Source organism: Micromonospora sp. NPDC051924 (assembly GCF_055586005.1).
Map to the genome: position 1 here is coordinate 1 of NZ_JBVJJA010000052.1, position 23,886 is coordinate 23,886.

The 23,886-nt window shown below is 75.0% G+C and carries 26 protein-coding genes; 16 read left to right on the top strand and 10 right to left on the bottom strand.

Going from position 1 to position 23,886, the window contains the following annotated elements:
- Positions 1–155 precede the first annotated feature (155 nt).
- The 3 genes from ACZ6S5_RS29510 to ACZ6S5_RS29520 all read left to right on the top strand — a co-directional run bounded on the left by ACZ6S5_RS29510 (position 156) and on the right by ACZ6S5_RS29520 (position 3,614).
- The gene (locus ACZ6S5_RS29510) at positions 156–983 is read left to right on the top strand and encodes an MEDS domain-containing protein (protein WP_466005494.1); all 828 of its coding nucleotides are present in this window, start codon (positions 156–158) and stop codon (positions 981–983) included.
- Positions 980–1,942 carry an anti-sigma factor RsbA family regulatory protein gene (locus tag ACZ6S5_RS29515; RefSeq protein WP_466005495.1) on the top strand — a complete coding sequence of 321 codons (963 nt, stop codon included), beginning with the start codon at positions 980–982 and terminating at the stop codon, positions 1,940–1,942. Before ACZ6S5_RS29510 ends, ACZ6S5_RS29515 begins: the two co-directional genes overlap by 4 nt.
- A 154-nt stretch (positions 1,943–2,096) precedes the next feature.
- The gene (locus tag ACZ6S5_RS29520) at positions 2,097–3,614 is read left to right on the top strand and encodes a hypothetical protein (protein WP_466005496.1); all 1,518 of its coding nucleotides are present in this window, start codon (positions 2,097–2,099) and stop codon (positions 3,612–3,614) included.
- Between the two features lie 36 nt (positions 3,615–3,650).
- Here ACZ6S5_RS29520 and ACZ6S5_RS29525 read toward each other — a convergent pair whose 3' ends face one another.
- The 3 genes from ACZ6S5_RS29525 to ACZ6S5_RS29535 form a co-directional block, all read right to left on the bottom strand.
- A complete protein-coding gene (locus ACZ6S5_RS29525; protein WP_466005497.1) occupies positions 3,651–4,235 on the bottom strand; it encodes a hypothetical protein in 585 nt (194 codons plus the stop codon).
- Positions 4,236–4,315: 80 nt separating this feature from the next.
- Complete coding sequence (locus ACZ6S5_RS29530) at positions 4,316–4,510, bottom strand: hypothetical protein (protein ID WP_466005498.1); 195 nt, start codon at positions 4,508–4,510, stop codon at positions 4,316–4,318.
- A 35-nt stretch (positions 4,511–4,545) separates the two neighbouring features.
- The gene (locus ACZ6S5_RS29535; RefSeq protein ID WP_466005499.1) at positions 4,546–7,710 is read right to left on the bottom strand and encodes a BTAD domain-containing putative transcriptional regulator; all 3,165 of its coding nucleotides are present in this window, start codon (positions 7,708–7,710) and stop codon (positions 4,546–4,548) included.
- Positions 7,711–7,850: 140 nt separating this feature from the next.
- Here ACZ6S5_RS29535 and ACZ6S5_RS29540 point away from each other — a divergent pair, with 140 nt between their 5' ends.
- The 3 genes from ACZ6S5_RS29540 to ACZ6S5_RS29550 all read left to right on the top strand — a co-directional run bounded on the left by ACZ6S5_RS29540 (position 7,851) and on the right by ACZ6S5_RS29550 (position 10,595).
- On the top strand, positions 7,851–8,720 hold the full coding sequence (locus ACZ6S5_RS29540) for an alpha/beta fold hydrolase (protein ID WP_466005500.1): 870 nt from the start codon (positions 7,851–7,853) through the stop codon (positions 8,718–8,720).
- Positions 8,721–8,887: 167 nt separating this feature from the next.
- On the top strand, positions 8,888–10,141 hold the full coding sequence (locus ACZ6S5_RS29545) for an MFS transporter (RefSeq protein ID WP_466005501.1): 1,254 nt from the start codon (positions 8,888–8,890) through the stop codon (positions 10,139–10,141).
- A 142-nt stretch (positions 10,142–10,283) separates the two neighbouring features.
- Positions 10,284–10,595 (top strand): hypothetical protein, encoded by a 312-nt coding sequence (locus tag ACZ6S5_RS29550; RefSeq protein ID WP_466005502.1) that lies wholly within the window; start codon positions 10,284–10,286, stop codon positions 10,593–10,595.
- 3 nt (positions 10,596–10,598) lie between these two features.
- Here ACZ6S5_RS29550 and ACZ6S5_RS29555 read toward each other — a convergent pair whose 3' ends face one another.
- Entirely contained in the window at positions 10,599–10,859 is a 261-nt protein-coding gene (locus ACZ6S5_RS29555; protein WP_466005503.1) for a hypothetical protein, read from the bottom strand.
- A 75-nt stretch (positions 10,860–10,934) separates the two neighbouring features.
- Here ACZ6S5_RS29555 and pip point away from each other — a divergent pair, with 75 nt between their 5' ends.
- Positions 10,935–11,903 (top strand): prolyl aminopeptidase, encoded by a 969-nt coding sequence (pip, locus tag ACZ6S5_RS29560; RefSeq protein WP_466005504.1) that lies wholly within the window; start codon positions 10,935–10,937, stop codon positions 11,901–11,903.
- Between the two features lie 36 nt (positions 11,904–11,939).
- Positions 11,940–12,110, top strand: a complete 171-nt coding sequence (locus ACZ6S5_RS29565) for a hypothetical protein (RefSeq protein WP_466005505.1) — start codon at positions 11,940–11,942, stop codon at positions 12,108–12,110.
- Between the two features lie 101 nt (positions 12,111–12,211).
- Here the strand turns inward: ACZ6S5_RS29565 and ACZ6S5_RS29570 are convergent, their stop codons facing one another.
- Positions 12,212–12,979: a hypothetical protein gene (locus ACZ6S5_RS29570; RefSeq protein WP_466005506.1), complete on the bottom strand. Its 768-nt coding sequence runs from the start codon at positions 12,977–12,979 to the stop codon at positions 12,212–12,214.
- A gap of 239 nt (positions 12,980–13,218) precedes the next feature.
- Between ACZ6S5_RS29570 and ACZ6S5_RS29575 the strand changes: the two genes are divergently transcribed.
- The 3 genes from ACZ6S5_RS29575 to ACZ6S5_RS29585 all read left to right on the top strand — a co-directional run bounded on the left by ACZ6S5_RS29575 (position 13,219) and on the right by ACZ6S5_RS29585 (position 16,071).
- On the top strand, positions 13,219–14,052 hold the full coding sequence (locus tag ACZ6S5_RS29575) for a metallophosphoesterase family protein (protein WP_466005507.1): 834 nt from the start codon (positions 13,219–13,221) through the stop codon (positions 14,050–14,052).
- The gene (locus ACZ6S5_RS29580) at positions 14,049–14,708 is read left to right on the top strand and encodes a 4'-phosphopantetheinyl transferase family protein (protein WP_466005508.1); all 660 of its coding nucleotides are present in this window, start codon (positions 14,049–14,051) and stop codon (positions 14,706–14,708) included. Before ACZ6S5_RS29575 ends, ACZ6S5_RS29580 begins: the two co-directional genes overlap by 4 nt.
- A gap of 343 nt (positions 14,709–15,051) precedes the next feature.
- On the top strand, positions 15,052–16,071 hold the full coding sequence (locus ACZ6S5_RS29585; protein WP_466005509.1) for a GGDEF domain-containing protein: 1,020 nt from the start codon (positions 15,052–15,054) through the stop codon (positions 16,069–16,071).
- Here the strand turns inward: ACZ6S5_RS29585 and ACZ6S5_RS29590 are convergent.
- On the bottom strand, positions 16,068–16,895 hold the full coding sequence (locus ACZ6S5_RS29590; RefSeq protein ID WP_466005510.1) for an MmyB family transcriptional regulator: 828 nt from the start codon (positions 16,893–16,895) through the stop codon (positions 16,068–16,070). The genes ACZ6S5_RS29585 and ACZ6S5_RS29590 overlap by 4 nt on opposite strands.
- A gap of 131 nt (positions 16,896–17,026) precedes the next feature.
- Here ACZ6S5_RS29590 and ACZ6S5_RS29595 point away from each other — a divergent pair, with 131 nt between their 5' ends.
- The gene (locus tag ACZ6S5_RS29595) at positions 17,027–17,416 is read left to right on the top strand and encodes a nuclear transport factor 2 family protein (protein WP_466005511.1); all 390 of its coding nucleotides are present in this window, start codon (positions 17,027–17,029) and stop codon (positions 17,414–17,416) included.
- Between the two features lie 53 nt (positions 17,417–17,469).
- Here the strand turns inward: ACZ6S5_RS29595 and ACZ6S5_RS29600 are convergent, their stop codons facing one another.
- Entirely contained in the window at positions 17,470–18,228 is a 759-nt protein-coding gene (locus ACZ6S5_RS29600; RefSeq protein WP_466005512.1) for a peptidylprolyl isomerase, read from the bottom strand.
- 60 nt (positions 18,229–18,288) lie between these two features.
- Between ACZ6S5_RS29600 and ACZ6S5_RS29605 the strand changes: the two genes are divergently transcribed.
- From ACZ6S5_RS29605 to ACZ6S5_RS29615, 3 genes are all read left to right on the top strand, one after another.
- Complete coding sequence (locus ACZ6S5_RS29605) at positions 18,289–19,428, top strand: alanine racemase (protein WP_466005513.1); 1,140 nt, start codon at positions 18,289–18,291, stop codon at positions 19,426–19,428.
- Positions 19,429–19,559: 131 nt separating this feature from the next.
- On the top strand, positions 19,560–20,072 hold the full coding sequence (locus tag ACZ6S5_RS29610; RefSeq protein WP_466005514.1) for a hypothetical protein: 513 nt from the start codon (positions 19,560–19,562) through the stop codon (positions 20,070–20,072).
- Positions 20,073–20,179: 107 nt separating this feature from the next.
- Positions 20,180–20,641 (top strand): DUF5709 domain-containing protein, encoded by a 462-nt coding sequence (locus ACZ6S5_RS29615; protein ID WP_466005515.1) that lies wholly within the window; start codon positions 20,180–20,182, stop codon positions 20,639–20,641.
- 212 nt (positions 20,642–20,853) lie between these two features.
- Here ACZ6S5_RS29615 and ACZ6S5_RS29620 read toward each other — a convergent pair whose 3' ends face one another.
- On the bottom strand, positions 20,854–21,468 hold the full coding sequence (locus ACZ6S5_RS29620; protein ID WP_466005516.1) for a helix-turn-helix domain-containing protein: 615 nt from the start codon (positions 21,466–21,468) through the stop codon (positions 20,854–20,856).
- Between the two features lie 63 nt (positions 21,469–21,531).
- Between ACZ6S5_RS29620 and ACZ6S5_RS29625 the strand changes: the two genes are divergently transcribed.
- Positions 21,532–22,122 (top strand): dienelactone hydrolase family protein, encoded by a 591-nt coding sequence (locus ACZ6S5_RS29625; RefSeq protein ID WP_466005517.1) that lies wholly within the window; start codon positions 21,532–21,534, stop codon positions 22,120–22,122.
- Positions 22,123–22,148: 26 nt separating this feature from the next.
- On the opposite strand, the gene ACZ6S5_RS29630 is transcribed toward ACZ6S5_RS29625, so the two are convergent.
- Positions 22,149–23,240 carry a hypothetical protein gene (locus ACZ6S5_RS29630; RefSeq protein ID WP_466005518.1) on the bottom strand — a complete coding sequence of 364 codons (1,092 nt, stop codon included), beginning with the start codon at positions 23,238–23,240 and terminating at the stop codon, positions 22,149–22,151.
- Positions 23,237–23,818 carry a DUF4760 domain-containing protein gene (locus ACZ6S5_RS29635; protein ID WP_466005519.1) on the bottom strand — a complete coding sequence of 194 codons (582 nt, stop codon included), beginning with the start codon at positions 23,816–23,818 and terminating at the stop codon, positions 23,237–23,239. Before ACZ6S5_RS29635 ends, ACZ6S5_RS29630 begins: the two co-directional genes overlap by 4 nt.
- Positions 23,819–23,886 lie beyond the last annotated feature (68 nt).

The window sequence follows — 23,886 nt, forward strand, 5'->3', positions numbered from 1 at the left end:
CCCCCCCCCCCCCCCCCCCCCCCCCCCCCCCCCCCCCCCCCCCCCCCCCCCCCCCCCCCCCCCCCCCCCCCCCCCCCCCCCCCCCCCCCCCCCGGCAGCGGCCGGCGTGGCAGTTCCGCCGGGCCGGCATAGACTGGCCGCATGAGGCAGACCAGGTGACCAATGGGATCGCGCCGTCCACGGCGTATGGTCACGTCTGCCTGGCGTACGACGATCCCGCCGGGCTCGAATCCCGGGCGGTGCCGTTCCTGGCCGCCGGGCTCGCGGCCGGCGAGCGGGTCGCCCTGATCGCCGCGGGCAGCCAGGACGAGTTGGCCGGCCGCCTGGACCGGCTGCCCGGCCGCGACGCCGCGCTGCGCCGGGGTGCGCTGCGCCTCCTCTCCGTCGAGCAGATGTACCGCTCCGACGAGGTCATCGACCCGCAGGCCCAGGTCCGGGCGTACGACGCCGCCACGACGGAGGCCCTCGCCGCCGGCCACACCGGGCTGCGGGTGGTGGCCGACGCGACCACGCTGGTCCGCACGCCCGCCCAGCGGGACGCGTTCGCCCGCTACGAGCACCTCATCGACCGCTACATGCGGCGCCGGCCGATGTCGGCGGTCTGCGCGTACGACCGGCGCGAGCTGGGCGACGCGGCGATCGCGGAGCTGGCCTGCCTGCACCCGGAGACCAACGCGGCCGTGCTGTTCCGGCTGCACGCTACGGTCGGCGAGGCGGTCGTAGCGCTCGGCGGCGAGCTGGACCCGTCCAACCACCGGCTCTTCGCCGACGCGCTGGACCGGGCCGATCCACGACCGGCGGACGGCCGGCTGGTGGTCGACGCGACCGCGCTGCGCTTCGTCGACCACCGCAGCCTGCTGCACCTGCGCGACCACGCCCGGCGGCACGACGCCACCGCCGTGCTGCGCACCGGCCAGTCCACCGCCGGCCGCCTGGTCGAGCTGCTGGACCTCGCCGAGGTCCGGGTGGAGGTCGCGAGATGAGAACGGGTGCCGCGGCCGGCCACGTCGGCTACTACCACGAGGCGATCTTCTTCGACTCCGACGAGCACCTGCTCGCCGTGGTGGTGCCGTTCCTGCTCGGCGGGGTCGAGGCGGGCGAACCGGCGGTGGTGGGCTTCGGCGCGCGCAACGCCGAACTGGTCCGCCGCGCCCTGCCCGCCGACTCCGGCGTGACCTTCCTGCCCGGCGGCGACGTCTACGCCCGACCGACCGCCGCGATCCGGGCCTACCGGAAGCTGCTGGCCGGGTACGTCGCCGACGGCGCGGCGCAGATCCGGATCGTCGGCGAGCTGCCCCCGCAGACCCTCGGCGCGACCTGGGACTGGTGGGCGCGCTACGAGTCGGCGATCAACCACGCGTACGACGACTTCCCACTCTGGAGCATGTGCGCGTATGACACCCGGATCGCCTCGCCGGAGGTGCTGGCGGACGTGGCGCGCACGCACCCGCGCGAGGCCCGGCGGGACGGCGGTCACCTGCCCATCGGCGTCTACACCGAGCCGGTCCGCTTCCTGACCGAGCCGCGATCGATGCTGCTCGACCCGGTGCAGCGGACGGCCCCGCTGGTCGAGCTGACCGACCCGACCCCGGCCGAGGCCCGCGCCGCCGTCCAGGCCGCCGACCGGGGCCAGGTCCCGGCCGACGACGTCGAGGACCTGATGGTGGCGGTCAGCGAGATGGTCACCAACGCGCAGCGGCACGGCCTGCCCCCGACCCGGGTACGCCTGTGGAGCGGACCGGACCGGATCGTGGTGACCGTGCAGGACCGCGGCGACGGCGCAAAGGACCCGTACGCCGGTCTGTTGCCCGCGGGCGACGGCGCGGCCGGCGGGCTCGGGCTGTGGATCAGCCACCAGTCCTGCAACCATGTGGTGCTGCACCGGGACGACGAGGGCTTCACCGTCCGGCTCACCGCTGGGAACCCTTACTTCCCGGTCTGACCCGCTGTGCAGCCCTCCCGGGCCGGTCCGGATCCGCCGAGGACCGGGGTGGGGCTGGGACCCGCGCGCCGACGGCGGTACCGTTGCGCCTCATCATGCCCTGCGGGGCGGTCATCCGCCGGCCTGGCGCTGGCGAACCGACGGAGGATGGCGAATGTCCAACGGCGAGGAACCGTTCGCACCCCACGACGACGGGGGACGGCCGAGGTTCGAGACGGCGTTGCGTGGCTACGAGAAGCGCCAGGTCGACCGGTACGTCGAACAGCTGGACCGGGACCTGTCCGCGATGGCGGCCGACCGGGACCGGGCGTACGCGCAGGCGCGGGAGCTGACCGCGCAGCTGCAGCGGGTCCAGGCCGAGACGGCCGAGCTGCGGCAGCGGCCGTCGGCGGTGGACCGGGCGTCCTTCCGCGACCTCGGTCCGATGGTCGACCAGATCCTCGACCTGGCCGAGCGGCAGGCGGGGCAGATCACCGAGGCCGCCGGCAAGCGCGCCGCCGACGTCCAGGCCCAGGCCGAGAAGGTGCTGGCCACGGCCGAGGAGGAGGCCGCCCGGGAGCGCCGGGAGCTGGACGAGGAGCTGTCCACCCGCCGCGCCGAGGCGGAGCGGGCGGACGAGGAGCGGCGCACCGCCGCGCAGGCGGAGCTGACCGCGATCCGGGAGCTGGCGGAGAAGCTGCGCGCGGAGGGGCAGGCCACCCACGACCGGGCGCAGCAGGAGGCGAAGCGGATCGCCGAGCAGAGCACCCAGCAGGTCGAGCAGGCCCGCTCGGCGTCGGAGGCGCTGGTGAAGGCCGCCCGCACCCAGATCCAGCAGGAGGTGCAGGCGAACCGGAGCAAGGCCCAGCAGGAGCTGGCCCAGTGGCAGGCCACCATGGCCCGCGAGCTGGACGAGCGGCGGGCCGCCGCCGAGCAGGAGCTGGCCGACCGGGCCAGCGCCGCCGAGCGGGACATCGCCGCCCTGGTCGCCGAGGCCCAGGAGTACGCCACCGAGGTCCGCGAGCGGGCCGACGAGGAGACCGCGGCCCACCAGGAGCAACTGTCCACAGTGCAGCAGGAGATCCAGCAGCGGCAGGAGACCCTCGCGCAGCTCCAGGCCGAGCTGGACACCGTCGCCGAGGAGCTGGAGCGGGCCCGGCAGGAGATCGGGACGATCGAGCAGGCCGGCGCCGCGCTGGAGGAACGCCTCGTCGAGGTACGCCGGGACCTGACCGCCGAGACGAGGCGGCTGGAGGACGCGCGGCGGGCGGCGGACCTGGCCGAGCAGCACGCCAAGGAGACCCGGGCCCGGGTGCAGCGCGAGGCGAAGCGGGTTGCCGATCTCGCCGCCGCGGCGGTCATGGCAGCGGCCGCCGGCGGCGGGGAGACCGCCGAGTACCCGACGGTGGCGGCGCGGGCGCTGGACGAGCCGGTGGTCGCCGCGCCCGTGGAGCGGCCCGCCGTCCCCGCGCCGGCGGAGCGGCACGCCGTCCCCGCGCGGGCGGAGCGGCACGCCGTCCCCGCCGCTGCGGAGCGGCCCGCTCTGCAGCCGGTCCCCGAGCGGCCGGCGCTGGACGGCCCGAGCTTCAACGCGTTCGCGGTGCGGACGCCGGCGCCGCGCACCGCCTCCGAGGCGGAGACCACCGGCGAGCCGACCGGCGGCCCGGACGGCGGGGTCCCGGCCAACGCCTGACGGCACGACTCCTGGCCGGCGTTAGACGAGCGCCGGTCAGGAGCCGGCCGGCACCCCGGCGTCGAGCTGCCCGATCAACGGTGCGAGCAACGCGTCCAGCTCACGGGCGAGCACCATGACGGCCCGGCGGGCGGCGGCGGGCACCCCGTCGCCGGGTCCGTCCGGCGCCGGCGGCAGGTCGTCCAGCGGGAGCGGCGCCTCCACCTGGAGGGTGGCCCGCAGGTGCGGGGTACGGGTCAGGTCGCGTTCGGCCGGCGTGACGAACTGGCCGAACACCTCCGGCCAGTCCCGCCAGCCCCGGTCCCGCTGCCACTGCCGGCTCCAGGTCAGCTCGGCCGGCCAGCGGGAGACCAGGGTGACCGCGCAGGTGAGGCTGCCGTCCCAGGGGCTGCGGGCGCAGGTCGCGGAGACGACCCGTCGGTGCCAGCGCACGTAGGGCGAGTCGAGGGTGGCGGCCAGCCGCCAGGCGGTCACCGCGAAGGTCACCGGGGCGATGTCGCCCCACGTCTCGGCGAAGTCGGCCAGCCGGCCGGACACCTCGGCCTCGTACCGACCGTGCCCGGCGGCGCCCCGTTCCCGGTCGCCCTGCTCGTCGACCCAGAACGCCCGCACCGTGCTCATCGTGGTCTCCGCTCCGCCGTCCGCCCCGTCATCATCCCGCTCCGGCGGGTCTCCGGGTGACCGGACGGGCACTGCCGCCGTCACACCCTCCCGGCGACCAGCTCCGGCTCCGTCCGGCGGGCCGGCCCGACCCGCTCCGCCCAGCGCACCACGGCGGGCATCGCCAGTCCCACCGCGAGGAAGACGCCACCGAGCAGCAGCCATCCCGGTACGCCCCAGGTGACGCAGCACAGTGCCAGGACCGAGGGCGACGGATACCGCCGCGAATCACCCACGGGTAAAATTGCTTCCGCAGGGCCGCACCAGGTCTTCAGCCGTGGCGCAACACGGCGGCCAGGTCACCGAGGTACCGGGCGACCGGGCCGGCGGTGAGCACGCCGCTGCCGGCGCCGGCCAGCTCGTCGGCGGCGGGCAGCAGCTCGCCGTGCAGCCGGGCCATCGTGGCGCGGTCGTCCAGGGCGAGCGCCGCGCGGGCGGCGACGCAGAGCCGCGCCTCGCGCAGCAGGTCGTGCGGTGACCCCGGAAGCGACCGCAGCGCCTCGGCCGCCTCGTCCCGGCGGCCGCCGGCTAACGCCCCCAGGGGGCGCACCCACGGCTCGTACGGGCCCCAGTCGGTGCCCTCGGTCAACGCCGGCCGGGGGTCGTCGTCGCTGGACAGTCGCAGGCAGAGCAGCGCGAACGGCAGCAGTCCCGCCGCCATGCCGGGCATCTCGCCGCCGTCCAGCCGCACGGCTGCCGCCCGGTACGCGACCTCGGCCTCCGCCCGGCGTCCCTCGACGGCGAGGCGCAGCGCGCCGTACCAGGCGGTGAAGACGCCGACGAGAGGCAACTCGTACCGCTCGGCGAGCCGGTCGGCGGCGGCCGCGTGCGCGTCGGCGGTGACCAGGTCCGCACGGGCGCAGTGCGCCTGGAGCACGATGAGGTGCCCCAGCACCTCGAAGGTCACCAGGTGGTGCCGGGCGGCCAGGTCGACCAGTTCCGCGCCGATTCCGGCCCGTTCGAGGGCCAGACCGGCCCGACCGAAGGCGTGCATGAACCGCGCGTTGAGGGCGAAGGCCAGCAGCGCCGGCTCGCCGACGCGTCGGGCGATCGTCTCCGCCTCGGCCGCCGCCCGCCGGCCCCGGCCGGTGGGGTCGCCGCGCAGTTCGAGGGCGAGGGTGCTGAGCAGCCGACTGCGGCGTTCCGCCTGGTCGGCCGGGAGCGCGACGAGGGCCCGTTCGGCCGCGTCGACGATCCGCCGGGACAGCTCCTCGTCGTCGTTGCGGGTCCACACGGCCGGCACGTCGAAGGCGGCCAGCACGTCGGCGGTCAGCGCGCGGTCGGCGAGCCGCTCGGCCGTGGCGAGGGCGTCGGCCCGCAGCCGCCGGGTCCGGTCCAGGTGGCCGGTGACGGCGAGGTTCCGGCCCCAGCCGACGAGCGCGGCCAGCCGTCCGCGTACGTCGTCCCCGCCGGCCCGGTCCAGGGCGGTGGCGGTCTGCTGCCAGAGCCTCGCCGCCTCGTGCGGGCGGTGCCGGCGCTCGGCCCGTTCGGCGGCCTGGCGGGCGTAGCGGGCCGTCGCGGTCGTGGCGGGCCGGCCGGCGGCCTGCCCGAAGTGGTGGGCGAGGGCGGTGACGTCGTCCGGCCGGAGCCGTTCGAGCGCCGCCGCGACGGCGGCGTGCCAGCGGGCCCGGCGCGGCGCCGACACGTCGGCGTAGAGGGTGTCACGGACCAGGATGTGGCTGAACCGGGTGCCGTCCGGGGTGAGGAAGCCGGCCTGCGCGGCCCGGTCCACGGCATCGAGCATGGCGTCCTCGCCGACCAGGGCGGCCAGCACGTCGGCATCGACGTCCCGGCCGATCACGGCGGCCTGCCGCAGCACGGCCCGGGTGGCTTCGGGCAGTTGCGCCAGGCGGTGCCGGATGACGTCCCGCACGCCGGCCGGGACGGTGTCCAGCGCGGCGTCGCCCGCGACGGCGAGCAGGCGGGCCAGTTCCCGGACGAAGAACGGGTTGCCGCCGCTGCGCCGGTGCAGCGACCGCACGGTGGCCGGGTCCGCGTCGACGACGGCCCGGACCAGTTCGGCGGTCTCGGCCTCGGACAGCCCGCTCAGGTAGACCCGCAGGGGTTCGGTGCCGGCGAGCCGGGCGAGGGCCGAGGTCAGCTCCGGGGTGATCCCGGTGGCCCGGTACGTGCCGACCGCCAGCACCGGCCCGGTGACCGGCTCCGGGCCGGTGAACAGGGCGGTCAGCAGGTCGAGCGTGTCCTCGTCGGCCCGGTGCAGGTCGTCGACGACCACCAGCACCGGCGACCGCCGGGCCGCCGTGGCCAGCAGGGTCGCGGCGGCCCGGTGCAGCCGGTACCGCGCCGCGGCCGGGTCCTCGGCGGCCTCGGTGGGCGGCACGCCGTGCGGTCCGGGCAGGGCGGCGCTGATCTGCGTCCACGGCCAGGCGGCGGGAGCGCCCTCGTACTCGGGAACCCGCCCCCACGCGCCGGTCCAGCCCGCCTCGACGAGCCGGTCGCTGAACGCCTCGACGAACGCGGTCTTACCGGCGCCGGCGTCCCCGGAGACCAGGGCGAGGGCCGGCCGGCCGCGCCGGGCCACCTCCTCGGCGACCCCGGCCAGCGCGGCCAGTTCGGCGTCCCGCCCGACGAAGGGACGCCGCCCGTTCCCGGTCGGCGCGGCCACGCCGGCCGGCTCGGCGGGTGCCGGCTCGAGGCGCGGGGCCTGGGCGAGGATGTCGGCCTCCAGCCGGCGCAGCCCGGGGCCGGGGTCCACCCCCAACTCCTCCACCAGGGCCGCCCGGGCCCGCCGTAACGCGGCCAGGGCGTCGCCCTGCCGGCCGGAGCGGTAGAGGGCGACGGCGAGCAGCTGCCAGGCCTCCTCCCGGAACGGGTGGGCGGCGGTGTGGGCGCGCAGGTCGGAGGCGACCTCGGCGGCCCGCCCCAGGGCCAGCAGCGCCCCGGCCCGCCGCTCGACGGCCAGCATCCGCAGCTCGTCCAGGCGGTCGATCTCCGCCCGCGCCCAGGGCTCGTCGACGAACTCCGCGTACGCGGGGCCCCGCCACAGGGCGAGCGCGTCGTCCAGGGCGGCGAGCGCGGACCCGGCCCGGCCGGCCGAGCTCAGCTCGCCCGCCTCACCGACCGCCGCCTCGAACCGGCCGGCGTCGACCGCCTCCGGGGCGGCGTGCAGCGCGTACCCGGGTGGAGCGGTGACCAGCAGGCGGGCCGGTTGCCGGGGCGGCCGGTCGGGTTCCAGGGCGCGGCGCAGGTCGGCCACGAACGTCCGGACGGCCGCGACCGCGCCCTTGGGCGGCTCCGCCCAGAGATCGCCGATGAGCCGGTCGACCGGCACCACCCGGCCGCGGGCGACCAGCAGACGCGCCAGCACCGCGCGCTGCCGGGCGCCCCGCAGCGGTACGGGGCCCCGGTCGTCGGCCGCCACCACCGGCCCGAGCACGCCGAAGATCACCCTGATTGTGCTCGGCCGGCTGGTCACCTCGCCCACTCTAGGCAGCGCCCGGCCGGCGGTCCGGCGCTCCGGTCGGGGCACTCATCCGACACTCATCGGCTGCTCATCCGCACCGGGCAGGGTCGACACCGACCCGACCACACCCGGAAAGGACTCCCGTGGCACCGATGATCAGTGGATTCGACCAGCTCCGCGTCACCGTCGCCGACGGCGTCGCCCTGCACGCCGCGGTGGGCGGCACCGGCAGCCCGATCGTGCTGCTGCACGGCTTCCCGCAGACCCACCTGATGTGGCGGCACGTCGCCGCGGACCTGGCCGCCGACCACACCGTGATCTGCCCCGACCTGCGCGGCTACGGGGCCAGCGACAAGCCCGCCGACACCGACGGCACCACGTACGCGAAGCGGACCATGGCCGCCGACGTGGTGGCCCTCGCCCGCGAGCTGGGGCATGACCGGTTCGCCCTGGCCGGGCACGACCGGGGGGCCCTGGTGGCGATCCGCGCCGGCCTCGACCACCCGGACTCGGTCACCCACCTGGCCTCGCTCGACGTGCTGCCCACCCTCGACATGTGGGAGGTCATGCACGGGCTCACCGCCGCCGTCGGGTTCCACCTCTACCTGATGGCCCAGCCGCCCGGCCTGCCCGAGCGCCTGATCGGGGCCGCCCCGGACGCCTTCTTCGGCCACTTCCTGGACGTCTGGGCCAGCGACCCGGACGCGATCCCCACCGACGTCCGGGCCGCCTACCTGCGCGCCTGCCGGCAGGCCGTCCCCTCGATCGTCGCCGACTACCGGGCGTCGGCCGGCGTCGACGTCGACCACGACCGGGCCGACCGGGCGGCGGGGAACCGGCTGCGCATGCCGGTGACCGTGCTCCAGCAGGACTGGGGATCCGCGCTGGGCTTCGACGCCGCGGCGAGGTGGCGGGCGTGGGCGCCGGACCTGCGGCACGTGCCCGTGTCGTACGGCCACTTCATGGCGGAGGAGGCCCCGGCCGCGGTGGTGAAGGAGCTGCGGGCGCTGCTCGCCCGGTGAGCAATCGCGTTGACGGGTGCCGGGGCGGTCACCATGCTGACCGCATGACAGCGACGCGCAGCCTTCCCTCCCCCGGTGCCGTACGTCCCCGTCAGGGCCGCTGACCTTCCAGGAACGGGTCGCACCTCCGGCACCGGGACAGCTCTGACCGTCCCGGGAGTCCACGCGTGTCCGCGTACCGTCTCTTTCTTCTCCTCAGCGGCGTCGGCGCCTTCGCCGGCAACGCCGCCTTCACCCTCAACCTGGTCTACCAGAGCCAGGTGGTCGGCCTGGGACCGTGGCAGCTGGTCCTGGTCGGCACGCTGATGGAGCTCGTGTGCTTCACCGCCCAGGTGCCCACCGGCGTGATCGCCGACCGCTACGGCCGGCGCCTGTCGGTGGTCGCCGGCCACCTGCTGATGGGCCTCGGGCTGCTGCTCTGGGGCCTGGTGCCCACCTACGTCGCGCTGCTGGCCGCCAACATGGTGTGGGCGGTCGGGGCGGTCTGCGTCGACGGCGCGGTGGAGGCCTGGGCCGCCGACGAGATCGGCGTGACCCGGGTGGGCCGCGCCTTCGTCCGGGCCGGGCAGCTCGCCCAGGTGGGCACCGTGCTCGGCATCGCGGTGGCGGTCGCGCTGGCCGGGGTGGACCTGGCGGCGCCGATCCTGGTCGGCGCCGCCACCACGCTGGCGCTCGCGGTGGCGCTGGCGGTGGCGATGCCGGAGCGCGGCTGGTCGCCGCCGCCGGCCGGCGCGCGGGCCACCCCCGGCTCGATGCGGGCCCACCTGGCCGCGGGCGTCGGCGTGGTCCGCCGCCGGCGGGTCCTCGGGTACCTCCTGGCCGGGACGCTCTTCCTCGGTCTGGGCAGCGAGGGGTTCGACCGGCTGGCGCAGCCCCGCTTCGTCACCGAGCTGACCCTGCCGGGGGCGCTGGCCCCGCCGGTGTGGCTGGGCGCGTTCGCGATGGTCGCGGCGTTCGGCTCGATCCCACTGACCGGGCTGCTGGGCCGGCAGGTGGACGCCACCCGCCCGCGCCGGGTCGCGCTGCTGCTGGTGGCCGTGCAGGCGGCCGCGGCGGCCGCGGTGATCTGCTTCGGGTTGGCCGAGGCGATCGGGCTGGCCGTCGCGGCGTACCTGGCGGCGGAGGTGCTGCGGCACGCCGCCGCGCCGGTGCTCAACGCCTGGCTGGTGGCGAACACCTCGTCGGGTACGCGGGCGACCGTCTTCTCGATCTGGTCCCAGGTGGACGCGGCGGGCCAGATCGCGGGCGGACCGCCGGCCGGCTGGGTCGGGCAGCGGGTCTCGCTCGGCGCCGGGGTGGTGACCGCCGGCGCCTGCCTGGTCCCGGCGGTGTTCTGGTTCGCCCTCGCCGCCCGGCGCTCACCGGCGAATGCCGAGGTGGGACCGCCTGGCCGCACATGCGCCGTGCAACCGGCAGCCTGAGGGCCTTGCCAAGCACCTCGAGGCATGTCAATATTTTGCTCACTTTGCGTGTGTCTCCGACTTCGGGGGGTTGATCGACGTGCGGAAGGTTTCTTCGATCGCAGCGGCCGTCACGCTGACCGCCGGCTGCACAGGTGTCGCGGTGATCAGTGCGGCGGGACCGGCGAGTGCGACCTGCAACCACTACCACACCAACATCGACACCAAGTACGGCCAGCTCTTCAACGGCAGCAACGTCAACATCCGCACCGGTCCGCACACCAGCTGCGGCTCGCAGGGCTACGGGCAGCTCAGCCACAGCGTCGACTTCCACTGCTTCACCAGCGGCGACCGGGTCACCGCCAACGGCTACACCACCTACAGCTGGACCTACCTGAAGGACACCACGACCGGGGTGTCCGGCTGGGTCGCCGACGCCCTGCTGGACGGCCTCGGCAGCAGCATCGCCTGCTGATTCTCAGGCGTCCCCGGTCGACAGCGCCGCGTCCACCGCCGCCGCCCAACGCCGCAGGTCGGGCTCCGGCCAGCGGTGGCCACGGGGGCAGGTCCAGTGGGCCGGCGTCGCGGGGACCCGGCAACCGAAGTTCACGACCCGTCCGGCCCGGGCGGCCTCCCGGGCCGCCGGGCCGGGCCGGCCGTACAGCAGCGGCACGCCGCCCCGCCCGCAGCGCGGGCAGCTCGGCGTCGCTCGATCCGCCTCCCGCCCCGCGCCGGTCACGCCGGGAACCTAACCCGGCAGCGGCATCACCTGCTGCCCCGCGTCGGCGGCGCCGAGCGGGCAGGATGGCTCGGCATGAGCAGCATCGAGCAGATTTTGTACCCGCCGGTCGAGCCGTACGCCACCCACCGGGTCGCCGTCGGGGACGGCCACGAGCTGTACGTGGAGGAGGTGGGCCGGCCGGACGGCGTGCCGGCGGTCTTCCTGCACGGCGGTCCGGGTGGCGGTCTCGTGCCGGCGGCCCGGCGGTTCTTCGACCCGGACCGCTACCGGGTGGTGCTGTTCGACCAGCGGGGCGCGGGGCAGAGCACCCCGCCGGGCGGCCTGCGCGGCAACACCACCTGGCACCTGGTCGACGACCTGGAGGTGATCCGCGAGCGGCTCGGGATCGACTCCTGGCTGGTGTTCGGCGGGTCGTGGGGCGTCACCCTCGGCCTGGCGTACGCGCAGACCCACCCCGACCGGGTCACCGGGCTGATCCTGCGCGGCGTGCTGCTGATGCGGCGGGCCGAGCGGGACTGGTTCTACCAGGGCGGCCTGCGCCACCTCCAGCCCGAGGAGTGGGACCGGTTCGTCGCCCCGATCCCGGCGGCGGAACGGGACGACGTGCTGGCCGCGTACCATCGGCGGCTGCACGGGCCGGACGAGGCCGAGGCGCGGGCCTGCGCGGCGGCGTGGGGCCGGTGGGAGGCGGTGAACTCGTCGCTGGTGCCGGACGCCGGCCTGCTCGAACACTTCACCGCCGACGCGCACGCTCTGCCGATCGCCCGGATCCTCTCGCACTACGCCTGGCACGGCGGCTTCCTCCGCAGCGAGACGCAGCTCCTCGACGAGGTCGACCGCATCCGCCACCTGCCCGCCGTCATCATCAACGGCCGCTACGACCTCTGCTGCCCGCCGGCGTCCGCGTACGACCTGGCGCGGCGCTGGCCGGAGGCGGAGCTGCGGATCGTGCCGGACGCCGGGCACTCGGCGGCGGAGCCGGGCATCGCCCGGGAGCTGCTGCGCGCCGCCGACGGATTCGCCGCGCGGCTCGCCGGCTGAGTGGGATGCCGACGTGGGCAGCTTGTTCGCGGCGCTGTGGCGGGGCTCCTGCTGGCCGGATGGCTGCTCGTGGGCATCATCCGCCGGGAGCGGCACGACCGGCGGGCGGCGCTGAGCGCGGTGGCGGCCGGCCTCGCACCGCTTCTCGCCGTCCTCGGGATCGGTCTCGTCTGGGTCAGCTTCCTGCCCTCGGGCTGCCCGGTGTAGCGGCCGCCGGGCGGAGGCTGCGCGAGTAGGTTGCCGGGGTGCGTCGCGAGGAACTCGCCCAGCTGCTTCCGCCGACCGTCGCGGCCTGCCGTCGGGCCCGCTCACCGGGAGTGAGCGTCGGTAGCCAGCAGCGCCCGGATCGCGTCGCCGATCACCGGGTCCACCGGGAACCGCGCCGCCAGCCAGTCGAGCGTCGCACGGGCCGCCTCCCGGTTGTGCTCGTAACCGGGGACCATCCGGGCCAGCGGCAGCATCTCCGGCGGGTACGCCCGCTCCACCCGCCGGCTCGGGTCGAACGGGTCCCGCCGGTGCGCCGCCGCCTCCGAAGCGGTCAGCCGCAGCAGCGCGAGCACCCGGTCCACCGCGTACGACTGGATGAACCGGGACGCGGTGAGCCGCTCCCCGCGCAGCTCGCGGTGCAGGCCCACGTACAGGTTGGTCAGCGCCTCGCCGAGGTGGAACTCGACGGTGTCGTACGGCGTGGCGGGCCGGGGCGGCGGCCCGCACTCGGCCAGCCCGGCCGGGGCGTCGGGGCGCTGCCACACCACCCGGGCACCGGTGAACGGCAGCCGGGCCAACTCGTCCACGGTGAAGACCGCGTACTCGACGAAGATCCCGTCGGCGTAGAGCGCCTTCCGCCCGTTCCGCTCGTTGCGGAAGCTGTACGCCACCGGGCAGGGCGCCGCCAGCCAGTCGACCGAGTCGGCGTAGCGGGCCACCGCCCCGTCTGCGACGACGAGGAAGAAGTCCAGGTCGGAGTGGGCGTCGAGGCGGTCGTGCTCGGCGCCGGCCGACCCGAGGCCGAGCAGCGCGAGGGTGTCCGGGCGGGTGGCGAGATGGGCGGCGAGGTCGTCGAGTCGACGCAGCATCGGGTGCATCCGTCGTCCCTTTCGTGAAGAGTCGACGTTTCAGCCCGTACGGCCCTGCACCGCCGCCGGGGTCGCGACACCGATGCCGCCCATTCTGGCCCCCGCGCCACCGGCCCTTCAAGCGTCCCTAGAGTCGCTGGTTCACCCCCTGCCCGGACCCGTAGCGGTCGGGTTTCCGTCGCCCGGGCGGCCCCTCGTGATCTACCCAGGCACCGACCGCCGGTGGCAGGATCGACCGGGTGACGGGTGCGCTGTTCGCGGTCAGTGATCTCCACGTGTCGTACGAGGAGAACCGCAAGGTGGTCGACCGCCTGCACCCGGAGTCGCTGGACGACTGGCTGATCGTGGCCGGCGACGTGGCCGAGTTGTTCGGCGCAATCGAGGAGACGTTGCGGCTGCTCCGCGACCGGTTCGCGCAGGTGATCTGGGCGCCCGGCAACCACGAGTTGTGGACGCACCCGTCCGACCCGGTGACCCTGCGCGGGCAGGAACGCTATGCGGCGCTGGTCGCGATGTGCCGTGACCTCGGCGTGCTGACCCCGGAGGACGAGTACCCGGTCTGGCAGTCCGAGGACGGGCCGGTGGTGGTGGCCCCGCTGTTCCAGCTCTACGACTACTCCTTCCGCACCCCCGGCACCAGCACGAAGGAGGAGTCGCTGCGCCGGGCGTACGACGCCGGGGTGGTCTGCACCGACGAGGTGCTGCTGCACCCGGACCCGTACCCGGACCGGGAGTCCTGGTGCTGGGCCCGGCTGGCCGAGACCGAGCGCCGGCTCGCGGCCGTCGACCCGGCCCTGCCGACGGTCCTGGTCAGTCACTGGCCGCTGGTCCGCCAGCCCACCGAGATCCTCTGGTACCCGGAGTTCGCCCAGTGGTGCGGCACCGAGCGCACCGCCGACTGGCACGTCCGGCACCGCGCGGTCGCCGCCGTGTACGGGCACCTGCACATCCCCCGCACCACCGAGTACGACGGGGTGCGCTTCGAGGAGGTGTCGCTGGGCTACCCGCGCGAGTGGCGCCGCCGGGGCGGGGAACCGCGGCCGATGCGCCGGATCCTGGAGGGCAAGCAATGATCGAGACCCTGCTGCCGCCGGCGGTCGTGACCGTCCACGCGTTCTCCGACATTCCCGGTGAGGCTCCGTACCCGGGCGAGCAGGACCTGGTCGCGAAGGCGGTGGAAACCCGCCGCCGGGAGTTCGTGACCGCCCGTCGCTGTGCCCGGGAGGCGCTGGGCAAGCTCGACCACGCCCCGGGGCCGATCCGCTCCGGCCCGCGCCGGGAGCCGGTGTGGCCGGCGGGGGTCGTCGGCAGCATCACGCACTGCGCCGGCTACCGGGCGGCGGCGGTCGCCCGGGGCACCGACCTGGCCGGCCTCGGCATCGACGCGGAACCGCACGACGTGCTGCCCGAGGGCGTGGGCGGGACGGTGACCGTCGGCGGCGAGCCGGAGCTGCTGCGCCGCCTCGACCGGGGCAACCCGACCGTCCACTGGGGTCGGCTGCTGTTCAGCGCCAAGGAGTCGGTCTACAAGGCGTGGTACCCGCTGACCGGGCGCTGGCTCGGCTTCGAGGACGCCGAGCTGTCCATCGACCCCGCCGCCGGCGGCTTCACCGCCCGGATTTTGGTCGACGGCGCCCGGACCGACGGCGGCCGGCCGCTGACCGAGCTGCACGGCCGCTGGCTGGTCGCCCGGGGCCTGATAGTCACGGCCGTGACCGTGCCCCGCTGAGGCGCCGGGCCCGCCGCGGCCATCCCCAGTGGATCCAGGACGCCGAGCACGCCGACTGCGCGCACTGCGGGCAGCCGATGGACCACGTCGGCCTCGTCGGCGGCGCCGACCTCGACTTCGGCGAGGGCGCCTACTACCTCCACGTGCACGCCCCGTGCGGCCTCGCCGCCGTCAACTACCAGCAGAGCTGACGAATCGCCGCAGGTCACGCACCATGGGTCACGCCCGCGCCCACACTCGGTGACGAGTGGGCGGCCGACCTGGCCCGGGTATTGACTGTGACCTGATGCACACCATTCAATTCGACTGATCGGGTCCCACCGGAGCGGTCGTCGGGGTGGCGGTGAGTGCGGTGGTGAGCGGGGTACGCGAGCGCCGCCGCAGGACGGTGCTCAGCGCCGCGCTGCACGCCGTCTCGCACGGGGTCGCCGTCGTCTACTGCCTGCTCACGATCGACCAGGCCAACCGTGGCCTGATGCTCGCGGCGTACGGCTGCGGTCTGCTGTCCGGGGTCGTCGGTTCCTGGGCGGCCACGCGGGTGACCACGAAGGCGTCCGGTTACCGCGTCTCGTTCACCCTGCTGATGATCACGCTGATCGTCGCGGCGTTCGGCGCCTACTGGGACGGCGGCGTGACGTCGCCGGCCGCGCTGGGCTTCGTGACCACGGCCGTCTTCGTCGCCGGCTACACCCCCGAACTGCGCCTCATGCTGGGGCTGGAGGTGCTCACCGTCGGGGCATACCTCGCCGTCGCCACCGGCCGGCCGGCTCCGCCCGGGTACGTCTTCGTCTACGTCTCCGGCATGCTGGTCCTCGTCTCCGTCTTCGCCACGCAGACCCGGGCGCTGGCCCGCCAGCGGTCCCAGTTGCGGGCCCTCGCCTCGCTGGACCCGCTCACCGGCGCGTTGAACCGACGCGGGCTGGCGGAGTTCGCCCGGCACCTGTTTCGCAACGGTTGCCGTCCCGGGCCCTCCCTGCTCTGCCTGGACCTCGACGACTTCAAGCTGGTCAACGACCGGTACGGGCACGCCGCCGGGGACGACCTGCTGCGCCGGGTGGTGGCCGCGACGCGGGAGGTGCTGCGGGCCGGGGACACGATCGCCCGGGTCGGCGGCGACGAGTTCGTCGTCGTCCTGGCGGACGCGGACCAGAGCACCGCGCGGGCGGTCGCCGCGCGGCTCGACGCGGCGGTCCGGCAGGTCGCCGGCATCAGCATCGGCGCCGCCACCGCCCCGGGCGACGGGGACACCCTCGACGCCCTGGTCCGGGTGGCCGACCAGCACCTCTACCGGGCCAAGCAGGCGCGCCGCCGGGCCGCCGAGGGCCGCCCCCTGCTGTCCGGCCACTCCGACGTGCCCGGTTAGCCCACGCCGCTCTCCACCGCCCCGGCCAGGGCCACGGGCTCGGCGGCCATGGCCGACATGGCCCGCAGCAGCTCCGCCGTGGCGGCGTCCGCCGGGAAGAACGTCTCGATGGAGATCTCGTCGAGTGTCACGTCCCGGGGCGAGCCGAACATCGTCATCGTGTACAGCAGCGCCAGCTCGCCGTACTCGGTGGCCAGGCGCAGCGGGACGACCAGGTCCTCGGCCGGCGCGGCGACGCCGGCCGGCTCCGGCGCGGGGTAGCTCTCCAGCTCCGCCAGCAGCTCCGCCAGGCCCTCGGCCGCGGTACGGGCCAGCTGCCGGCGGACCCGGCGCAGCACGTGCGCCCGCCACTGTCCGAGGTTGACGATCCGCCGGGACAGCCCGTCCGGGTGCAGCGTCGCCCGCAGCACGTTCACCCGCGGCGTCCGCAGCTCCGCCGGCACCCCCTGCAGGAACGCCGTCATGGCCCGGTTCGCGGCCAGCAGTTCCCACCGTACGTTGACGGCCAGGGCCGGATTCGGTTCGTGGCCGGCGAGGACGGCCTCGACGGCGGCCCGGGCGGCGCCGAGATCCGTGAACGGCCGCTCGGGGTGCACCGGCGCGAACCCGGCGGCCAGGTAGAGGGCGTTCCGCTCGCGCAGCGGCACGTCCAGCTCCTCGCAGAGCCGCTCGATCATGCCGCGGCTCGGGTTGGCCCGTCCGGTCTCGACGAAGCTCAGGTGCCGGGCGGACAGCTCGGCCGACACGGACACGTCGAGCTGCGATCGGCCCCGCCGCTCCCGCCAGCGCCGGATCAACACGCCCACCGGTTCGGTCCTGGTCATGGCACCAGCCTCGCCCGCCCGGGGACGCAGGGCAATGACCTCGGAGGTAATCGACACCGCCCAGGGGCGGGGCGCACCGTTCCCGGTGTGGCAGCCGCCGCAGCAGACCGTCGACAGGAAGAGGAAGCACCATGACGTCCACGAACCACGCCACCGTCGAGCGCTACCTCCGGTTCTGGAACACCGGCAAGCCCGACGAGCAGCAGGAACTGGCCACCGAGACGTTCACCGACGACGTCACGTACCACGCCGTGATCGGGGTGTTCAGCGGCCGGCAGGCCCTGATCGACTTCCACGACCAGTTCACCGGGCACATGACCGACGCGGTGCTCCGGCACCGTGGCGAGCCGCAACTCCACCACGACCGGGGTCGGGTCCGGTGGGAGATCGAGGTGGGTGACGGGAAGTCCTTCGCCACCGGCACCGACGTGCTGGTGTTCGACGCGGACGGCCGGATCAGCGAGATCACCGCGTTCCTGGACCGGGCGCCCGAGGGCTTCGACCCGCGCGCCCACCACTGACCCGGACCGGTGCCCGGCGGGGCGGTGGTCCCGCCCCGCCGGGCAGGCCGGTCTCAGTGGCCGCGGGTGGCCCGGCAGATCTCCACCGGCAGGGCCGGCGCGCCGTCGATGGGCGCCGGGTCCTCCGGGGTGGCGGCGATCCCGCCGGCCGCGATCCGGTCCAGGGTGGCCAGCCCGGCCGCGTCGACCGTACCGAAGACGGTGTAGTTGGGGCGCAACGCCGAGTCGGACTGGACCAGGAAGAACTGGCTGCCGTTGGTGTCCGGGCCGGCGTTGGCCATGGCCAGCGTGCCCCGGGCGTAGAGCCGGCGAACCCCGGTCGGGTCGGTCGGCGCCGGCGGCAGGTCGGTGGGCAGCTCGTCGGCGTACCGGTAGCCCGGGCCGCCCTCGCCGGTGCCGGACGGGTCACCGCACTGGAGCACCTTCAGCGTCGGGTACGCGGTGAGCCGGTGGCAGGGCGTCCGGTCGTAGAACCGGTGCCGGGCCAGGTGCAGGAAGCTCTGCACGGTGCACGGCGCCTGTTCCCGGTCCAGGGTCAGCCCGATCGGGCCCTGGTTGGTGTGCAGCGTGACCCGGACGGTGCCGCGGTCGGGCGTCCGCCGGGGGTCCGGCGGCAGCGGCACCGGCCGGGCCGCGGGCTCGTCCGGCGTCGGCGTGTACGCGCACGGCCCCTTCGTGGGCTGCTGCGGGGCGGCCGGGGCCGCGTTCGCGGCGGCCCCGCCGGTGGCGATCAGCGCGGCGGAGATCACCGCCACGCCGGCGAGGCGGGTCAGCAGCGGCGGGGCGGCGTGCGGTCGGGTTTCGCTCGACACGTGGGTCCTCCCTGGACTCGTGGTACCAGAAAGACCGGAGTCTATGGACCCGTCGACCTGATGTCGACGACCGTCGACCTGTCCTGGTCCGGCGCCGGCCACCGCCGGACCGGCGGTGGCATGATCGCGGACATGCCCGCTGAGCTGAGTACGCCGTATCTCGTCGTGGACGTGGACGTGCTGGACCGCAACCTGACGGCGATGGCGGCGACCGCCGCGGCGCGCGGGATCGCGCTGCGGCCCCATGCCAAGACCCACAAGTGCCTGCAGATCGCCCGCCGGCAGCGGGAAGCCGGCGCGGCGGGGCTGACCGTCGCCACGATCGGCGAGGCCGAGGTGTTCGCCGAGGCCGGTTTCACGGACCTCTTCATCGCGTACCCGCTCTGGGCGTCGCCGGCCCGCGCCCGGCGGCTGCGCGCGCTCGCCGAGCGGGCGTCGCTGCGGGTCGGGGTGGACTCGCCGGAGGGCGCGGCCCTGCTCGCCGACGCCGTGCGGGGCACCGGTGTCGAACTGCTCGTCGAGGTCGACAGCGGGCATCACCGCAGCGGGGTGCGGCCGGAGTCGGCGGGCGAGGTGGCGCTGGCGGCGGCCCGGCACGGCGCGCGGGTCGCCGGCGTGTTCACCTTCCCCGGCCACGGCTACGCGCCGGGCCGGCGGGACGAGGCGGCGGCCGACGAGGCCGCCGCGCTGGAGCGGGCCGCCGCGGCGCTCACCGCCGTCGCGATCGATCCGACGGTACGCAGCGGCGGCTCGACGCCCACCGCGGCCATGGCGGACCCCCGGGGGCTGACCGAGATGCGCCCCGGGGTCTACGTCTTCAACGACGCGCAGCAGGTCGAGCTCGGCGGCTGCGGCTGGCCGGACGTCGCCCTCACCATCGCCGCGACGGTGGTGAGCAGGTCCGGGTCACGGGTCATCCTCGATGCCGGCAGCAAGGTCCTCGGCGCGGACCAGCCGGCCTGGGCGACCGGGGGTGGGCGGCTGCCCGATCATCCCGACGCCCGCATCACCGCGCTGTCCGAGCACCACGCCACGGTCACCTTCGCCGAGGGCCAGCCGGTCCCGCGGCACGGGGACGTGGTCCGGGTGGCCCCCAACCACGTCTGCGCCGCGGTCAACCTGGCCGACGAGTTCGTCGTCGTGTCCGGCGGCCGGGAGGTCGACCGCTGGGCCGTCGCCGCACGCGGCGCCAACACCTGAGGCGGGACTCACGTGGTCGACCGCGACCGGGCGAACGGGCAACCTGCGGGTCGTCCCGACCCCCGACGCGACCCGGACCGCCGGGCCGGCGAGGGAGGGCTCTCCCGACGGCGCACCACAGCGGCAGGACCATGGCCGACCCGGACGTGGTGCTGCAGATTCCCCACGTCCAGGTCGACGAGATCCACCTCGAGGCCGACGACCTGGACGCCCACGTGTCCCTCCGTGCCCGGCTGGGCAGCCTGCTGCACCTGGACGTGGGCGTGCAGGGCCGCCTGGGCACTGTGACGGCCGACATCCGGGGGGTGCGGACGGAGGCCATGCTCGAGGTCCGGCTCGACGGGCTGCGCGGCATCCTCGACCGCGCCCTGACCACCATCGAACGGAATCCCCAAATCATCGAGCCGGTGATGCGCACCGTCGACACCGACCAGGTCGGCGGGACCGCGCGGCGGGTGGAGGGGCTGCCGTCCCCGCCTCGGCGGCCGGCCGCACAGGACGACGGCGGCGAGAGTGCGGGTTCCTCGGCGCGCACGGCGTGGCGTCGGATGAAGAAGCTCGCCGGCGGGGGCCGGCGGTTGCGCCGCGCCGCCGCGCGCCTGGTGCCGCCCACGGAGCAGCGACGACAACGCCGGGGTGGCTGAGTCGTCCGGCGCGCGGATCGGCGGCGAGCCCCCGGGCCCGGTTTCGCCGGCACCGGCACGGTCCTAGGCTGGGGTGAGCACAGGGTCGTGACAAGGGAGGGAACGCCATGAGCCAGACCGAGCGGACGGATGTCGCGGACGAGTGGAACGTGGCCGAGGACGACGGCGTACTGGACGCCTCGGACACCCTCGACGACGACCTCGTGGGTGATCCCCTCGACACCGGCATCGTCGCCGCGGACCGCTGGACCGCCGCGCACCGGTTCGGCACCACGCGGGCGGAGGAGCGGGCCGGCGAGTCTCTCGCGCAACTGCTCGCCCAGGAGGAACCGGACATCGATCCGTACGCCGAGCCGGTCGACGACGAGGACGAGCTGGCCCGCCGGGGGTACGAGCGGGAGGCGCGGACGGGACGCCTGGTCGCCCCCGACGGCGGCTTCGGCGAGGACGAGGAGGCGGAGTCGGTCGCCTGGGACGCCGGGATCGACGGGGGCGGGGCCAGCGCGGAGGAAGCCGCGATCCACCTGGTCGAGGACCCGGACGGCCCGGGCGAGGGCCCGCTGCGGTAGCGCCGCCGTCGCCCTCTACCTGCTCCTGCTGGCCGCGTGGGGCACCGTCGCCGCCCGGACCGCCCGCGGCGCCTGGCACGGCCACCTCTTCCTGCCGCCCCCGTCGCCGGCCCGAGCGGCAGCGAGCTGACGCCGCGTCGGGCCGCGTACCCCGGGCGGGTGGACGCCCTGGCGGCGCGCGAGATCCGGACGGGCCGGGCCGCCGACGGACCTCACGACGCGGGGATCTCCGGCGGCGGCGGTCCGGACGGGTCGTCGGGGCCGGCGTCGGGGAGGGTGGGGGCGTCGGTGGGATAGAGGCCGGCGGCGAAGCCGTACACCTGGTCGCCGGCCCGCGGGATCTGGGTGAAGCGACGGGCGAGCGCCTGGACCTCCGCCCAGAAGTTCCGCACCTCCTCGATCGGGATGCGGGCGTGCACCAGCGCACACCGCAGCTCGTCGGCCGCGTGCGCCGCGGCGGACTCGGCGGCCGCCTCCGCGAGCCCGTTGATGGCGGCCACGACCTGCTTGTCCTCCGGCCGGTTGAGCACGCCGACGTAGTACGTGCGGGCGACCCGGCCGTAGTAGCGCTCCTCGATGGCCCGCACCCGCCGGGTCCGCACCACCTTGAGCAGGCCGGCGGCGACGAGCAGGTTCACGTGGTAGGCGACGCTGCTCTTGGGCCGGTCGACCGCCTGCGCCATCTCGCCGACCGTGGCGGCCCGTTCGAGCAGCAGCTCCAGGAGGGTGGAGCGCAGCGGGTCGGCCAGCGCCCGCAGCCGGTCGGGCGCGGTGACCACCAGCAGGTCGTCGAGGTCGTAGTCCGGGATCCGCTCATTGACCGACATTTCTCGACCGTTCTAGAATCTTGGATCATTCGATCACTGTCGTCCGATGACAGGAGTGTAGAGATGACCGAGGTCGTCCTGTTCCACCACGTACAGGGGCTCACCGACGGAGTCCGCGCCTTCGCCGAGGAACTGCGCGCCGGCGGGCACACCGTGCACACGCCCGACCTGTTCGACGGCGAGCGACCGGCCACCGTCGAGGAAGGCCTCGCGCTCACCCGGCGGATCGGCGACGAGGTGCTGACCCGACGCGCCGACCAGGCCGTGGCCGGCCTGCCCGAGGGCCTGGTGTACGCCGGCTTCTCCTCGGGTGCCGCCACGGCGCAGCGGTTCGCGCAGACCCGGGCCGGCGCTCGCGGCGCCCTGCTCTACCAGGCCTGCATTCCGGTCACCGGCGAGTGGGCCTTCGGGCCGTGGCCCGACGGGGTGCCGGTGCAGATCCACGGCATGGACAAGGATCCGTTCTTCGCGCTGGAGGGCGACCTCGACGCCGCGCGCGAGCTGGTCGAGATCGTCGGGCCGGAGCGGGGCGAGCTGTACGTCTACCCGGGCGACCAGCACCTGTTCACCGACAGCTCGCTGCCGTCGTACGACACGGACGCGACGGCACTGGTCGTACGCCGCTCACGGGACTTCCTCGACCGGGTCGGCTGATCAGCGGCTGCGGCCCGTGCGCGCCGTCAGCCGGCGAACCGCTCCCAGGCGAAGCCCGGCTCGCGCAGCGGGCGCAGCGCCGACCGCTGCCGGCTGCCGGCGTACACCTCGATCCAGCCGTCCGCGTGGGCGGCGGTCGTGACCACCAGGCCGTCGGCGACGTGGTGCCGGGTGGGGTCGCCCGGCCAGCTCAAGGGTTGCAGCGGCACCGGGTGCAGCGGTTCCACCAGCCGCCGCGCCTGCTCCGCGGTGACGATCCCGAAGCCGGTGAACGGGCTGGAGTACGACGCCTCGCAGAGGAGGAACTGCAACAGGAACGCGCTCAGCGGCTCCCGCTCCCGTGCCACGTCGAGTCCGCCGTACTGGACGACCGGGTCGGCCTCGGTCGGATCCAGCAGCATCACGAAGACCCCCTGGTTCTCCGACCCGAACAGCAGCCGCCCGTCGTCCTCGTCCTCCACTTCGTCGGGCGGGCAGATCTCGTTGTGCAGCCCGAACACCTCCCGGCGTCCGGCCGCGGCCCGGTAGAAGGCGAGCAGCGGTTCGGGGAGAACACGGTCCTGGTCGCCGAGTCCGTCGTCGCCGGGTGGAACGTCGGCGAACCAACCGGCCACGAAGTCGCGTACGGCGGCGACCGGGTCGTGCGGCAGAAGTCGGAGCCAGTCGAGGCCGGGCAGCGGCTTCCGCGATGTCGGCCGCACGCGGTCGAGGACGTCGAACGGCAGGCGATCGGCCAACTCCAGCCGGCACCACGTGATCGCGCCGGCACCGCCGTACGGCCACGTGCCGCCGTCGATGCTGATCGGCTTGTGCTGGCTCACCGCGTTCCGCAGCCGTCCCAGCGGCACATGGCCGTCGGGCACGCGGACGAACCCGAGCAGTGGGGGTTCGGCTGCACCCAGCCGCTCGTCGACGGCGCCGGGGAAGGGCTCCTTCAGCTCCACGCTGTCGACGCTCTGCACCGCGTTGCCGCCGGGCCGGTCACCGGCCTCCAGGATGACCAGCGTCGCCGACGGGCCGACCACGTAGGTGACGTCCTCCGCCGGCAGGGCCTGTGCGGGCGTCCCGGCACAGGCCAGCACGTCGGACTCCGTCAGCACCGACCATCGATCAGTCACGAACCAAGGCTAGTGGATCTTTGCCGGCGACCGGGGGCGGTGCTTCCAGGCAAGGAGGGCTGATCGGACGAGCGGGCGTGTAGCTGTTTCGCCAGCCACTCCAACTCACCGTAGACCTGTGGGCTGGACGCCCGAAGGTGATCGACCCAGGGTCGGTAGCGATCCAGGATCAGTGCGGCCGCATCGCCGGTGAGACTCACCAGGACGTCAAGGTCGAAGACGCCCAGGCGAACGCCGGCGGCGATCTGCTCAAAGTTGTCGAAGTGCCGGGTCGTCAATTTCCACAGTTCGTTGTCGTCGCCGCCGATGAGTCGGCTCAGCGCTTCTGCCAACTGCTCATCAGTCTGATGGACCAGGGTCTCCAGGTTGCCGGGCACGTTCGGATCGGTGGTGGCGGAGAGATATTCGAACGTCGCCTGCCGACGCCGCCGGTCATGATCCCTGTCGGTGGCCTCCTGCGCGGAGCGAATCTGCACGGCGAGCATGCGGAGTTGCATGAGGAGCGCGCCGAAGACGACGAGGTCGATGATGATCCCGGCGCCAGAAAGAATGACGGACCACGTCTCGAACCGGCTCATCCTTCAAAGAAATCATCACCTGTCAATGTTTCGCGGTCGGCGGCCACCCGGAACCCGCCGAGGGGCCG